A 13,608-nucleotide genomic window follows, 5' to 3' on the forward strand; every position below is an offset into this window, starting at 1 on the left:
AGATTACAAAGTCGAAGGGGAACAACGCAACACTATTTTTTTAAGGATAGCACAACAGAACGAAGTCTAGTATTTTTGCGGTAAATTATTTATTTTAATAAGAATTCCTCGGTTTAAGGTGATGCAACCTGCTTCCTTCAGTTTTGAGAGAATACGCATGGTTCCGCTGCGGGAAAGATAGCTTCGATTAAGAATATAAGTTGCAGCTGTCGTATTTAGCCGCAACCTTTCTGGCTCCTGCATTAATTCAACCAGATGAAACCTTATGATTTCGTACGCAGATAGCTGCGAAATCATGGTGCAATGCTGATAAACCCTGCCTGCCGTGTAGAGAATGAAGTAGCACAAATCTTCCCACAAGTTTTCTCTTTCTATCAGGAGAATGAAACGTTCTGAGGGGATACGGCTCAATTTAACATCGCTGGTTGCCCTTCCGTAAAGATGTTCCTGGCGGGCTTTCATGTTACTTACGCCCATAATGAACGGCGCTTGTTCGGAATTAAGGACCATCCCATCTCCACGGCGATAAAGAGTGGTATGACCTTCATGAAGTAGATAGCAAACTCGCTTGTTATTATAGCTGTAACGTAAAACCTCGCCTTTTGATACTGAAAAATCTTCTGCGTAAGGGGCCACGATATCGATTATACGTTGGATACGAGTAACTGGCTTCAACTCGGTCGTTGATGTAACCGGCGCGGGGGGCTCAATTGTAAACTTAGCCTTCATGGTAAACTCCATACATATAAATAAAGAAATACGTGTAAGAGATAATTATCAGGCTAATGATCTAAGAATTACACTGGTATGTAATCCATAAGTAGACTGGTTTTTTAACATACATTTCATATTTAAACGCATGGACTTTATTGTAGCGGTGATTTTAAAATTGAATTGAAATTAAAACTAATGCAAATGGTTGTTAATCATGGTTTTTCCTTTAATCAAAACAAATGTTTAAATGTTGTTAATGTCTGAGTCTATAGTTGGTCTCGATAAAATTTGAAAAAGGTTTAAGAATTATCTAAATTTAGCCCTAGCAAGGCGGCCTCATTTTCTCACAGTGTTATGAACTATGTGGTTATCATTTTTCTGCACCAGGTTAGTATTGGTGATTAAATGATTTCAGCTGCCTGCACTTCAATTTGAAGTAAGGAAAAACTGTCGGGACGCTCACGAGAATAATGATTTATTTCTCGTAGTGGCTTGCAGGTAAATAAATTTATTCTCAAGGAATTAGTAAATGAAAAAGTCTATTATCGCAGTTGCTTTTGCCACTGTTGCAACGCTCTCTGCTGCAAATGCTTTTGCTGCCGCCGGCACTGTTAACTTCACTGGTGAAATTCTGGATGCAGCTTGTGATGTTTCTGTTGCTTCTCAGAACCAGACTGTTGCTCTGGGTTCTTACAACAAGTCTGAATTCACCGCTGCTGGTGATGTGACTGCTGCGAAGAAATTCACCATCGTACTGCAAAACTGCCCTGTAGCTGTTACTTCTGCACATGTGCGTTTTGATGGTACACCAGAAACGACTGACTCTACACTGCTGGCAATCGACAGTTCTGTCGCAGGTGCTGCAACAAACGTTGCAATCAATCTGATGACTGCAGATAAAGCTCAACTGCCACTGCATGGTGATACCGCTTACCGTTACCCACTGGTAAGCACTGCCGACAACAACCTGGATTTCTACGCTCAGTATAAATCAACTGCAGCATCAGTAACCGCTGGTCCGGCAAACTCTGTAGCTAACTTCTCTGTAATCTATAACTAATTTCCTGCCGGGAATTAACTAAGGGTCCGGGGCAACCCGGTCCCTGTTTTTAGAGGTATAAAATGAATTTCCTTAGTAAATCTTTAATTGCCCTGACTATAATGAGTGCTGGTTTCACTGCAGCAAATGCAGGCGTTGTTATTGGCGGTACGCGTGTAATTTATGATGGCAATAAAAAAGAAGCAACCCTCAGCGTAAATAATCCTGACAATACGCCTTATCTTATTCAGTCCTGGATTGAGACATTGAACGGTGGCGCTGAGAAAGCTCCTTTTGTTATTACACCTCCGCTATATCGTCTCGATCACGGCCAACAAAACGTTGAACGCATTATCATGGCCGGTGCATTGCCTCAGGATAAAGAGAGCCTGTACTGGCTAAACATTAAATCTATTCCATCCGCGCCGCGTAAAGACAACACGCTACAAATTGCCATTAAAACTCGTATTAAGTTAATTTATCGACCTGCTGCATTAAAAGGCACTGCCCCCGAAGAAGTAGCGGATAAATTAACCTGGTCCGTTGCGGGTAACCAACTTCAGGTCACCAATCCAACAAATTATGTGATGAACTTTAACGAAGTTACCGTCAACGGTAAGAAACTTGATGATGTGACTTTTGTTATGCCTGGTTCAAGCGCTCGCTTTAATTTACCTCAGGGCGTTCACGGCGGTGCTATGACCTTTACCATTATTAATGATTATGGCGGTCCGGGTAAAAAACATAACGCAAACATTTAAAAATAACGGCCGCAAAATTAATGGATTCACAGGTAACCGGTGATGATAAGTAGTAATGTTTGTTTAAAACCTGCCAGGCTGGCAATCTTGATCGCGGTCGCTTTAAATGGTTTCATTCCGTTTGCAAGCGCCCGCGACTATTTTAACCCTGAATTGCTGGAGCTTGATAACCCCACGGGCGGTAAAATCGATCTTACCGCTTATGAATCTGGCGCGCAGGCACCGGGGACCTATCACGTTGATATCGTGCTCGATGAACAGCTCGTTGATACCCGTGATATAGAATTTATAGCCGTAAAAGATAAAGATGGGGATGCTACGTTACAGCCCTGCATTAGCGCGGAGTTATTGAAAAGTTGGGGTGTGAAGACGGAACTCTTCCCCGATCTTTCACCAGATTCAAAATGCGCCAATCTGGCAGCCATCCCACAGGCTTCCACTGATTTTCAATTCAGTTCTCAGAGACTACTTGTCAGTATTCCGCAGGCGGCTTTGATACCGCAGGCGAGAGGCTATGTTTCTCCCGATAAATGGGACGAAGGGATAACGGCCATGTTGCTTAACTACAGTCTGAGCGGTGCCAGTAATCGGGGACGTGGCAGTAACAGTTCCAATGACAATACTCAATATGCCAACCTACGTCCGGGTATAAATATTGGACCATGGCGCCTGCGCAACTATACAACCTGGAACCGTGACAGCAACGGTCAGGATAAATGGGATACCGTTTATACCTATGCTCAACGCGATATTATTTCGTTAAAAGCGCAGCTCACTGCGGGTGATAGCTCCGCGCCTGCTGATGTTTTTGACAGCATCCCGTTCCGGGGGGCTCAACTTGCGTCAGATGACGATATGTTGCCCGATTCCTTAAAAGGATATGCACCGGTGGTACGTGGCATAGCCCGTACTAATGCGCAGGTGGTCATTCGACAGAATGGTTATGTTATTTATCAGAGTTATGTCGCACCCGGTGCCTTCGAGATTACGGATATGTACTCAACTGGCGGAGCGGGTGATCTTTATGTCACCGTTAAAGAAGCTGATGGTAGCGAGCAGCATTTCACCGTACCTTTTGCGTCACTGCCAGTGCTCCAGCGTGAAGGCCGTTTGAAATATGCTATTACCGGTGGTCAGTACCGTTCCTATGACAACAGCGTAGAAAAGACACCCTTTTCACAGATGACAGCCATCTATGGTTTGCCAAAAGGCTTCACCCTGTATGGCGGTCTCCAGGAATCGAGCAAGTATCAGTCTCTTGCAACTGGACTTGGCAAAAATATGGGCAACCTGGGCGCGGTGTCTGTAGACGTGACCCAGGCCTGGTCAAAACCGCAGGATGAAGCAAAAACCAGCGGTCAGTCCTGGCGAGGGCGCTTCAGTAAGAACTTCGCTGAGACCGGGACTAACTTTGCTATTGCCGGCTATCGCTATTCGACCAGCGGTTATTATGGGATGCAGGAAGTGCTGGATTCGTATAGCAACAATTACGCACTTATTGACCGCCGCCGTAACCGTATGGAGTTGACGATGAACCAGACACTCGGTGCTGACTTCGGTTCACTGACGCTGGGGGCGGTGCGTGAGGATTACTGGACGTCAGGCAAAACGATGCAATCCATCAGTGCAGGCTATAACAACTCCTGGAATGGTGTTAACTACGGTATCACTTACACCTACAGCAAGAATGGCGCAGCGGATGGCTACAGTGAACAGACTCGCTACGATAAAGATCAGCAGATTGCACTAAACATCAGTATTCCGTTAGAGAAGTTCCTCCCGGGGACATGGGCAAACTACGGCATGAACGCCAGTAAGATGAGTGGCACAACGCATACCGTGGGTCTCAACGGTGTGGCGCTGGAGAACAACGCGCTTAACTGGAGCGTTCAGCAAGGTTATGGCACGGATAATGTCGGCTATAGCGGCACAATGAATGCCGATTATAAAGGGACATATGGTGAAGTCACCGCGGGTTACGGTTATGACCGTAATAGCGATCGCCTGAACTACGGCTTACAGGGCGGTATTCTGGCTCATGCTGATGGGGTGACGCTCTCCCAGCCGCTGGGAGAAACTAACGTACTGATTAAAGCACCGGGTGCCAAAGGCGTAGGCGTTCAGAACCAAAGCGGGGCGAAAACGGACTGGCGAGGTTATACCGCTGTCAGTAACGTCACTCCTTTCCGCAAAAATGACGTGACGCTATCTCCTGATTCTATGCCGGATGACGTCGAACTGGACCTGACAACCAAAACCGTTATTCCAACCCGAGGCGCAATTGTTCGGGCCGACTATGTGGCGAGTGTGGGAATGCGCGCATTATTAACTCTGAAACAGACAAACGGGGAACCCGTACCTTTCGGTGCCATCGTGAGCTCTGCAGGAAACAGTGAACAGGGTGCAATAGTCGGGGATCAGGGACAGGTTTATTTAACGGGTTTACAAGGTAGCGCAGACCTGAGCGTGAAATGGGGCGATGAAACATCACAGCAATGCCGGGCGAGAGTCAATATTCCTGAGACTGCGCCAAAAAATGGGATTGCGTCCCTTAATGCGATCTGTAGATAAATCTAACGCACAATAAAATTTTATACTGGATTAATTATCAGTATGAATTTACATCTCAGTAATGGTAGGAATATGAAATTATCATTCAGAATATTATTTATATTTCTGACGCTCGCGTCGGGTTATAGCTATGCGGGTTGTAGCAATTTAATTTCTTCTGCAACCCTTAACTTTGGCAATGTGATTGTTCAGCGGGATGCGCCTTCTAACTCGGCGATCAGTGGGCTAATTTATGGAGTGCAACAGGATGTTGCGACATGTGTCGACCCTGGCGGAACAGGTGTAGCGAATGGAATTGTTTCTGTTTTAAGTACTGCAGGGTCCTATAATGGTAATGCAGTTTTTAATACTTCACTAAACGGTATTGGTATCTCCATGGGGGTCTACGGTGGATTTTACGCCGGTCAGTATGATCAGCCTATGCTTGCGGGCACCACTTACAGAAGCGCAGGGTGGTCATCGGGACCTCCAACCCGTACCTGGACCTATCAGCCCTATATACAATTTGTAAAAACGGCCGCATTAGCGACCTCAGGTTATATTAATCAACAAATAGCTTACTATCGCCCCGAATATGGCTCTACTAATTTTATGGCGGGTGTCAATTCTGGAGTTATACCCCTATATATATCAGGCACTGTAACGGTAGTGGCATGTTCTATAAGCACGCCAAATTTAACGTTTCCTATTGGAGATGTACCTGTTTCTTCTTTTGGAAGCACTGTCGGAACTACCCCTGCGGTTGCTCAGAACACACAGAATCTGGGATTAAATTGTGATGTAGGTGCAAATATTAACGTCAGCCTTTCAGGTACCCAGAATCCCGATATAAGCGATAGCAGCGTTTTGGCTCTAACCGGACAGGGGGGGGCAGGGGTGGCAAAAGGTGTGGGTGTGCAAATTGTCTATAACGGTGCGCCACTGATGCTGAATAACCGAATTGTTCTCAAGACATCCTCGGGTGGACAAGAAACGTTCCCGCTGACGGCGCGTTATTACCAGACAAGAACAACAGTATCAACAGGTACGGCTAATGCATCAGCAACCCTGAATTTAACGTATCAATAAGAAAGAAGAGCGACTCATGAAAAAACATTATTTAAAAACCCTGGCGATTGGTTGTTTCTCTTTAAGCATGCTGGCGCATGCCGCTGATCCCGTCACACTGAATATTACGGGAAATATTATTGCCTCCCCTTGCCAAATCAGCAGCGATAGCATCACAAAGGCGATAGATTTAGGGCAAAATATCCAGTCGTCATCGCTACAGACTGCGGGCGCGTCCAGTACCTGGGTACCCTTTACGATTAACCTTACCTCCTGCCCGGCAGGGACCACCAAAGCAATAATGACCATGCACGGAGCGGCGGATCCTGCACGGCCGGCAGATCTGTATCTTAGTACTGGCACAGCAACCAACGTTTCAGTCCAACTGCAAATGCAAAGTGGGGAACCAATGGGTGACGGCAAGTCCTATACGGGGAATATTTCCAGCAATGCATATTCTTATAATATGCAGGCACGCGCTTATTCCGTGAGCGGCGGGGCTACACCTGGCACTATTAGTTCAGTCGTGACGGCAACGTTTGTCTATCAATAGTTATCAGTTCTTCCTGTCTGGTAGCCAAGTTTAGTCGCACCATATCAACACTTCATAACCGCATGAGAAGCTTGTAAAGGGGCGCGTCACGATCTTTTAGCGCTTCTTATGCGATATGGGGTTTAAATACAATGGGTGATCTATTTTTTATTCCTATTATTACGGGACGATCTTCCTAAAATTAATGATTGTGCTTGTTTTAATCACAAGTGTGATCTGGTGTTTTATTCCTGAATAAGACGTGGCATGCTGATGTAAGGTTTTTTATGATTAGTGCTCTTCGCTTTCAGCCAATTTTTTCCGTTAGGCAGCTAAACATTTTAGGCTATGAGGTCTTAAGTCAGCTCAAAATCTCAGTGGACAACGAGGTTTATTTCAGTGCGCTGGATATTCCAGCGCACATTACTCTTCTGGAAAAACAACTTACCATTTTGAATCAACTTGATGATAATGAAAAATATTATATAAACCTGCCTGTTTCAATGCTGTGCAACGTAACGGCAATTCATTTTATATTAAGTTCTTTGAATAAAAATATCATCATTGAACTTCAGGATCCTGCTAATCTTGATAAGCTTAATAGTTTTGAACGCATGGCGTTGATGAGCAATCTTCATCTTATTCATTCGAATGGATTTGAAGTATGGATTGACGATCTCACACCAGCACTATTACGGGTGCTATCATCTTTTATTTTTGCATTTGATGGGATTAAAGTGGATAAAAATTTTTTCTGGCAGCAGTTAGAAAATCCGAGCTTATTGCGTTCCTTTGTTTACTGTTCTAGTCTGTTAACTAACAATATCCTTATTGAAGGAATAGAAACTATCGAGCACTACAATATAGCCATTGAGTGTGGCGCAACGCATTTACAGGGTTATTTGTGGCCAGAGCATCACTATACCTTACCATTGGTAGTGGGATGATTTCATGATGAATGTTGTGATTAACGATAAGGACTCATTCTTTCGGTTTGGGCTGCTTAAACTTCTTCAGCAAATTTTCTCCCTTGCAGAAACGGATTTCATTGTTAGTGATAAACTGGATGCAACGACAGTTCATGACGTTGACGTTATTGTTATGAATTTTTCGGTAGGCGAAACGGTTATTTGTCATCAGGTTCTCAAAAAAAGGAAGAAAAAAAGTTTATTGATAGGCATCTATCCGGAGAAAAAAAATCCTCGATTCGCAAGACTACCGTTGTGTGTCAAGAACAGTGTTTTTATTGCTCGTGACGATTCTATCAAAGCGATCACAGATAAAATTCATTTTGCTGCTAAGAGTCTTACCGTGTCGCGAGAAGGGGAATATGCCTTTAGCTGTTTAGACTGCGCGTGTAGAGTGTTGTCGCCACAACAAATGAAAATTGCAGTTGGGTTTTTCCATGGACAAGATACGAAACAGATTGCGAAGGTGTTAAGTATCAATGCCAAAACAGTCAGTGCCCACAAGCGACAGATCATGCAAAAGTATGATCTTGACTGTGATTTTGAGCTGCTGACTCTCCTGAATCGAATGGGGCATCAACAGAATATGCGATATTTATTTAGTGAGCGATTAATCTTCATTGTGTAGCATTGTCAGGGATGACATGCACGTAATCCGTCCTACTCGAGTATGCATTAAGTTAACAACAGTACGGGGAGGTCAAGGGCTTCCTGGCTGGACAAGGGGCAGCTGAACAGGGCGTGAATACGCTGTTCCAGCGCCTTAATTTTCATAGCCATTCAGCCGTCCGGGTGTTTAAGTGGTTATAATAAAAAATAAAAACTTTGCTTAAAAAATTTTTCTGTGCCTAAATAGCGTCATCGGTTTGGAATACAGACCTTATTAAAGCAGTTTAGTAAAGCAGTCCTCAGTTCAGGTGTTATCAATAGATACTCTTCTTCGTGAGCCTCCTCCTAAGTGCCAAATAAGTTACTCTCTAAATACAGGCCATCATCGCCGCGCTTAGTGGCTCAAAAAATAAGGAATTATCTATGTCTAATAAAATGACTGGTTTAGTAAAATGGTTTAACTCTGATAAAGGTTTTGGTTTTATCACGCCTGACGACGGCAGCAAAGATGTATTCGTACACTTCTCTGCTATTCAGAGCGACAGCTACAAATCTCTTGATGAAGGCCAGAAAGTGTCCTTCACCATTGAAAATGGCGCTAAAGGCCCAGCTGCGGGTAACGTTTCTCCGCTGTAAGTCGCGCACATTGTCGGTGAGCCTTACGATAGCGATGAAGACGCGAGTCTGAGCAGTTAAGCTTCACCAATAATAAAAAAACCCGCCGAGTGCGGGTTTTTTTATGGCTTCAGGATGGTGATAGGCTGTCTATTATTCCGTTTTACCGGCCTGTTTTCAAAAAAGCTTAACCTTCACCCGGAGGTGGGGTGCGGTCCCGAAGGCTGTGTTCCTGAGATAAACGCCAGAAATCATGTCCTGCCGGATACTGATATAAGCGGAGCGAGAATTGACCGGCGACAGCCGTGATGTATTCAAATATCGCTGACTGAGTATTTTCATACTCCATCCACAGTACGGAAGAGGTAAAGCAATAAATTTCCAGGGGAATACCCGACGGCGTAGGCTTCAGCGTTCTCACCACAATATACATATCTTTGATAATATCAGGCCGATCGGCGAGCCAGGCCATCAGGTAGTGCCGAAAGAGCGTTAAATTTGTCAGGCCATTATCCATAAACCAACTGTCCGGTACGCCCAGGGGATCACGCCCGTCGATGAGTTTTGCCAGCGGTTCATTCGTGCCGCGCAGGGCCAGCATCGGGGTCAGCGTTTCCTGCGTGAGAAATGTTACGGAGTGCTGATCGATCGTGGTGCTGCGCATAATCCGGCGCGCGCCTGACGAAAACATGGCCTGCCAGTTGGTATACGTTTCGGTCAGAAAGTTTTTGGTCGGGATACGCGAGATCGTGTTATCCCAGTTACGGATAGTAATGGTGTGCAGCGCAATGTCGGTTACTTCGCCACTCAGGTTTTTATCGGGCATTTCAATCCAGTCCCCCAACTGCAGGACGTCATTTGAGGAAAGCTGGATATTGGCAACGAGCGAAAGCAGGGTATGCTGAAAGACTAACATCAGCACGGCCGCCACGGCCCCGAGGCTGGAAATAATAATCGCGGGGGATTTATTCGACATGACGGCAAGGATCATGATCGCGGCAATGACGTGAATAAATATTTTCCCTATCTGGATATAGCCTTTGATAGAGTGATTTTTACGCTTCGTCTTGCGTAAATATGAGCTGTTGACAATATCCAGCATCTCATTGAAGAAAATCGACAGAAAAATAAAGAATAGAATCCCACAAATGGTATTTATTGCCGTCACCAGCGATGCTGGCATATTGGGCATAAACTGCAGGACGTAATAAACGATAATAACCGGAATGAAATTCGACAGCTTTTCGGCTATGCGGCGATCTTTTTCCAGCGGGACATCCTGTTTATGGCTGGCAAAGAAGACCTTACGAACGATTTTTATGAGCAGGAATTTGCACATCAGGTGCGCAAAGAAACCTGAGATGACCAACAGAATAAGATTAAATCCAATGGCCAGAGCCGGATTGCTTTCTATAAATGTTAATAAATAATCCAAGTACACCATCGCTTATCGCCTGAATAAGTATGCCATTTTGTATTAACCTTATTCAAAAGATAAATACAAAGATTTAACCAAATCATATAATGGCATATCCGGTACAGACAAGTCCACGACCTGAATCCTAAGTCGCACAGACCTATTTTGTTACGGTCGGTAACTTTATTTCCAGAACCGTTCCAGGCAATAAAAGCAGACGATGTCCACCTTCAGCATTTGGATCGCTAAAACATATATTCTCTCCCTGTTCGGTACCGAAGCAGGGAGAGGGGCGTTACATTCTCTGCAGAAGTGGAAGAGGGTGGCACGCCGCGTCGCGCTTAGTCGTGGATTTTTACACCCAGACACCCGCGAACAAACTCAGGGTTAAAGTGTTTAACCGCATCGCCAACATAGCCTAAGTCGAGCGAACTGATTTGCGCCATTTCGGCATCGCTCAGGGAGAAATCCCAGATAGCCAGGTTCTCCTCAATCCGGTTCTGATGCGTAGATTTAGGAATGACGGTAACGCCACGTTGCACATTCCAGCGCAGAATGATCTGAGCGATGGTTTTTTGATGCGCTTCGGCAATCCCCTTGAGCATTTCATTTTCGTACGGTTTGTGCCTTCCGCCGCCAAGTGGTGCCCAGGCTTCTGGCTGAACGTTGTAATATTTCATGGTCTCAAGCGCGTCAGATTGCGCAAAGTAAGGGTGTAATTCCACCTGATTTACCATGGGCTTAATTCTGACCGTTTCACAGAAGTTGGTGAGCACGTGGGCGTAGAAATTAGATACGCCAATCGCTTTTAGCTTTCCGGCATCATACGCATCTTCCAAAGCCCGCCACGCGCTGAAATAATCACGCATTGCCTGATGCAATAAGTAGAGATCGAAATAGTCTAATCCCGATTTTTTTAACGAGGCCTCAATACCGGCTTTGGCGGTCTCGTAGCTTGCCATGTCCTGCACCCACAGCTTAGAGGTAATAAATAACTCCTCGCGGGTACACAGACCTTCAGCGATGGCTTCACGAACGGCATCGCCCACGGCGTCTTCATTGCCGTACACTGCTGCGGTATCAATGAGGCGATAGCCTGTAAGAATGGCGCTCAGCACTGACTGTTTACATTCTTCTTTATCGGTGACCTGAAAAACACCAAAACCCGCCATCGGCATTCTGAGGTTGTTGCTTAATACTGTATATTCCACTGAAGAGTTCCTCCACCCTGTTTAGACACCATTCAAAAATATAAACAGAACCACGACGAACCCGTGGTAATCGTCTTTATTCTTTCAAATCGCTGATTACGCTGGTCTACACCCTGTCGGGAATAAACGAGAATGACATCTGATTACTGAACCGTATAACCGCCATCAATTGCCAGAGCCTGTCCGGTGACGAAGCTGGCATCGGAACTGCACAACCATAAGACGGCGCGCGCGATCTCTTCGGGCTCGCCCAGGCGACCAATCGGCTGCAGCTTCATGAGCTCGGCCATTGCGTCAGGCTCGCTGTTCAGCATATTTTCGACCATTGGCGTGCGGATAATGCCGGGACAAACGGCGTTGATCTGTATTCCACGCGCGGCATATTCCAGAGCTGCGCTTTTGGTCAGCCCGAGGACGCCATGCTTTGTCGCATGATAAACGCCGCGCCCGGCAATGCCGACCAGCCCGCCCAGAGACGAACAGTTAACGATAGCGCCACTTTTCTGACGGCGCATTTGTTGCAGCTCATATTTCATGCAGTTCCAGATACCCCGCAGGTTAATCGCGTTGACGCGATCAAACTCTTCGCCGCTGGCATCTGCGGTTTCTGCAATGGGGCTCTGAATACCGGCGTTGTTATAGGCGGCGTCGAGCTGACCAAACGCCTGTACTGCGTTCTCAATCATGCGTCTGACCTGCTCTTCGTCAGTCACGTCGCAGACGACGGGTTTAACGGTATACCCTTCAGCCAGTAGCGCATCCGCTTCGCGAGATAACGCATCCTCGCGAATATCCGCCATCACCACCGTTGCGCCAGATTCGCAAAATGCCCTGACGGTCGCGAGCCCCATACCGGAAGCCGCGCCGGTGACCAGCGCCACCTTGCCACTAAAATCATACTTAACCATTTGATACCTCTTACCGTGGAATCACGTGCAATGAAGACGTCTCACGTTGTGTAAAAGTATTCTGCGGGAAATGTGATGTTGTTAAAACTGACTAAATCAAAATGCAGTAATGAGGAATTTTCATAAATTAGATAGACTGCTTCTCGTACAGCGCAGGCGGCCGTCATTTATAATGAACGCCATACCGCCAGAACGCTTTTCGTCTGAAGAGACAGTGTATTGGGATGAATCAGCCACCCATTTTTTCCGGATATCAGAGGCCCAGATTGGCACGAGAAAATCTTAATGACTTAATGGCTTTTATTGCCGTTGCGCGCGAAAAAAGCTTCACCAAAGCTGCGGCCCAATTAGGCGTGTCGCAGTCAGCCCTGAGCCATACTATGCGTACCCTCGAATCTCGTCTGGGGATGAAACTGCTGACTCGCACCACGCGCAGTATTGCGTTAACCGATATTGGTCAGTCCATGCTGGATGACCTGGGGCCTTATATCGATGGTATTCAGGGTCGTTTGCAGTCCCTGAAAGATCTCAACAGCAAACCTGCGGGTACGGTGCGCATATCAACGTCAGATTATGCTATCGGGTCTGTTATCTGGCCGAAGCTGGAACCGCTGCTTAAAGAATATCCTGACATTAGTCTGGAGCTGATTGATGACTATGCCTTGACGGATATTGTTTCCGGGCGGTTTGATGCAGGAACCCGTCTGGGGGAACAGATCTCCAACGGCATGATTTCCGTGCGTATTGGCCCGGATGTCCGTTTTGCCGTGGTCGGCTCACCTGATTATTTTTCCCGCAATCCTCAGCCGCAGCACCCTAACGATCTGATTGATTACAACTGCATCAACCTGCGGTTTCCTACGCATGGCAATTTATACGTCTGGGAATTTGAAAAAGAGGGTAAAAGCCTGAACGTGAAGGTCACTGGTCAGCTGGTCTTTAGCCGGATCTATCAGTGTCTTCAGGCTGCAGTGGAAGGGTACGGCCTGGCGCATGTTCCGCGTGATATCGCAGAAAAGCATATCGCCCGTGGGGAGCTTATTAGCGTGCTCGACGACTGGTGCCCCTACTGGGATGGCTATTATATTTACTATCCCGAGAACCGAAATCTATCGAAAGCATTCCAGCTGGTGGTCGACGCGCTACGCCATTACAAACATCCCTGAAGAGAGACGTTTGTCAGCAACGCAAAGCCAGGCCCCTCATCCGGTGCCTG

At 46.1% G+C, this 13,608-nt stretch carries 13 protein-coding genes and 1 pseudogene; 9 read left to right on the top strand and 5 right to left on the bottom strand.

Annotated elements, in window-relative coordinates:
- Positions 1–66 precede the first annotated feature (66 nt).
- Positions 67–729 carry a helix-turn-helix domain-containing protein gene (locus BJP35_RS22795; RefSeq protein WP_045270029.1) on the bottom strand — a complete coding sequence of 221 codons (663 nt, stop codon included), beginning with the start codon at positions 727–729 and terminating at the stop codon, positions 67–69.
- 514 nt (positions 730–1,243) lie between these two features.
- Here BJP35_RS22795 and BJP35_RS22800 point away from each other — a divergent pair.
- From BJP35_RS22800 to cspA, 8 genes are all read left to right on the top strand, one after another.
- Positions 1,244–1,774, top strand: coding sequence for a fimbrial protein (locus tag BJP35_RS22800; RefSeq protein WP_045135465.1), 531 nt, complete (start codon positions 1,244–1,246; stop codon positions 1,772–1,774).
- Positions 1,775–1,836: 62 nt separating this feature from the next.
- Positions 1,837–2,514 carry a molecular chaperone gene (locus BJP35_RS22805; RefSeq protein ID WP_045135464.1) on the top strand — a complete coding sequence of 226 codons (678 nt, stop codon included), beginning with the start codon at positions 1,837–1,839 and terminating at the stop codon, positions 2,512–2,514.
- 42 nt (positions 2,515–2,556) lie between these two features.
- Complete coding sequence (locus BJP35_RS22810; protein ID WP_047744753.1) at positions 2,557–5,085, top strand: fimbria/pilus outer membrane usher protein; 2,529 nt, start codon at positions 2,557–2,559, stop codon at positions 5,083–5,085.
- 72 nt (positions 5,086–5,157) lie between these two features.
- Positions 5,158–6,153, top strand: coding sequence for a fimbrial protein (locus tag BJP35_RS22815; RefSeq protein WP_073971022.1), 996 nt, complete (start codon positions 5,158–5,160; stop codon positions 6,151–6,153).
- 16 nt (positions 6,154–6,169) lie between these two features.
- Entirely contained in the window at positions 6,170–6,685 is a 516-nt protein-coding gene (locus BJP35_RS22820; protein ID WP_047744752.1) for a fimbrial protein, read from the top strand.
- 266 nt (positions 6,686–6,951) lie between these two features.
- Complete coding sequence (locus BJP35_RS22825; protein ID WP_047744751.1) at positions 6,952–7,611, top strand: EAL domain-containing protein; 660 nt, start codon at positions 6,952–6,954, stop codon at positions 7,609–7,611.
- Between the two features lie 4 nt (positions 7,612–7,615).
- Complete coding sequence (locus tag BJP35_RS22830) at positions 7,616–8,260, top strand: helix-turn-helix transcriptional regulator (RefSeq protein ID WP_052684081.1); 645 nt, start codon at positions 7,616–7,618, stop codon at positions 8,258–8,260.
- Positions 8,261–8,664: 404 nt separating this feature from the next.
- Positions 8,665–8,877, top strand: a complete 213-nt coding sequence (gene cspA, locus BJP35_RS22835) for an RNA chaperone/antiterminator CspA (protein WP_014170400.1) — start codon at positions 8,665–8,667, stop codon at positions 8,875–8,877.
- Between the two features lie 166 nt (positions 8,878–9,043).
- On the opposite strand, the gene BJP35_RS24725 is transcribed toward cspA, so the two are convergent.
- The 4 genes and pseudogenes from BJP35_RS24725 to BJP35_RS22850 form a co-directional block, all read right to left on the bottom strand.
- A complete protein-coding gene (locus BJP35_RS24725; RefSeq protein WP_306298403.1) occupies positions 9,044–9,958 on the bottom strand; it encodes a mechanosensitive ion channel family protein in 915 nt (304 codons plus the stop codon).
- A pseudogene (locus tag BJP35_RS24730) lies at positions 9,880–10,300 on the bottom strand (hypothetical protein). The gene BJP35_RS24725 and the pseudogene BJP35_RS24730 overlap by 79 nt, the downstream one beginning before the upstream one ends.
- Before the next feature lie 314 nt (positions 10,301–10,614).
- Positions 10,615–11,484: an aldo/keto reductase gene (locus BJP35_RS22845; protein ID WP_047744749.1), complete on the bottom strand. Its 870-nt coding sequence runs from the start codon at positions 11,482–11,484 to the stop codon at positions 10,615–10,617.
- 143 nt (positions 11,485–11,627) lie between these two features.
- The gene (locus BJP35_RS22850; RefSeq protein ID WP_014170397.1) at positions 11,628–12,392 is read right to left on the bottom strand and encodes an SDR family NAD(P)-dependent oxidoreductase; all 765 of its coding nucleotides are present in this window, start codon (positions 12,390–12,392) and stop codon (positions 11,628–11,630) included.
- 266 nt (positions 12,393–12,658) lie between these two features.
- Here BJP35_RS22850 and BJP35_RS22855 point away from each other — a divergent pair, with 266 nt between their 5' ends.
- On the top strand, positions 12,659–13,558 hold the full coding sequence (locus BJP35_RS22855) for a LysR family transcriptional regulator (RefSeq protein WP_014170396.1): 900 nt from the start codon (positions 12,659–12,661) through the stop codon (positions 13,556–13,558).
- The last annotated feature ends 50 nt before the right edge of the window (positions 13,559–13,608 follow it).

The sequence above is a fragment of the Enterobacter sp. J49 genome, assembly GCF_002148625.1.
Classification (GTDB): Bacteria; Pseudomonadota; Gammaproteobacteria; order Enterobacterales; family Enterobacteriaceae; genus Enterobacter; species Enterobacter ludwigii.

Bases quoted from the DNA above. Each gene is read 5' to 3' on its own strand.
- BJP35_RS22795 (WP_045270029.1), bottom strand. From the start codon at position 729: ATGAAGGCTAAGTTTACAATTGAGCCCCCCGCGCCGGTTACATCAACG.
- BJP35_RS22800 (WP_045135465.1), top strand. From the start codon at position 1,244: ATGAAAAAGTCTATTATCGCAGTTGCTTTTGCCACTGTTGCAACGCTC.
- BJP35_RS22805 (WP_045135464.1), top strand. From the start codon at position 1,837: ATGAATTTCCTTAGTAAATCTTTAATTGCCCTGACTATAATGAGTGCT.
- BJP35_RS22810 (WP_047744753.1), top strand. From the start codon at position 2,557: ATGATAAGTAGTAATGTTTGTTTAAAACCTGCCAGGCTGGCAATCTTG.
- BJP35_RS22815 (WP_073971022.1), top strand. From the start codon at position 5,158: ATGAAATTATCATTCAGAATATTATTTATATTTCTGACGCTCGCGTCG.
- BJP35_RS22820 (WP_047744752.1), top strand. From the start codon at position 6,170: ATGAAAAAACATTATTTAAAAACCCTGGCGATTGGTTGTTTCTCTTTA.
- BJP35_RS22825 (WP_047744751.1), top strand. From the start codon at position 6,952: ATGATTAGTGCTCTTCGCTTTCAGCCAATTTTTTCCGTTAGGCAGCTA.
- BJP35_RS22830 (WP_052684081.1), top strand. From the start codon at position 7,616: ATGATGAATGTTGTGATTAACGATAAGGACTCATTCTTTCGGTTTGGG.
- cspA (WP_014170400.1), top strand. From the start codon at position 8,665: ATGTCTAATAAAATGACTGGTTTAGTAAAATGGTTTAACTCTGATAAA.
- BJP35_RS24725 (WP_306298403.1), bottom strand. From the start codon at position 9,958: ATGCTGGATATTGTCAACAGCTCATATTTACGCAAGACGAAGCGTAAA.
- BJP35_RS22850 (WP_014170397.1), bottom strand. From the start codon at position 12,392: ATGGTTAAGTATGATTTTAGTGGCAAGGTGGCGCTGGTCACCGGCGCG.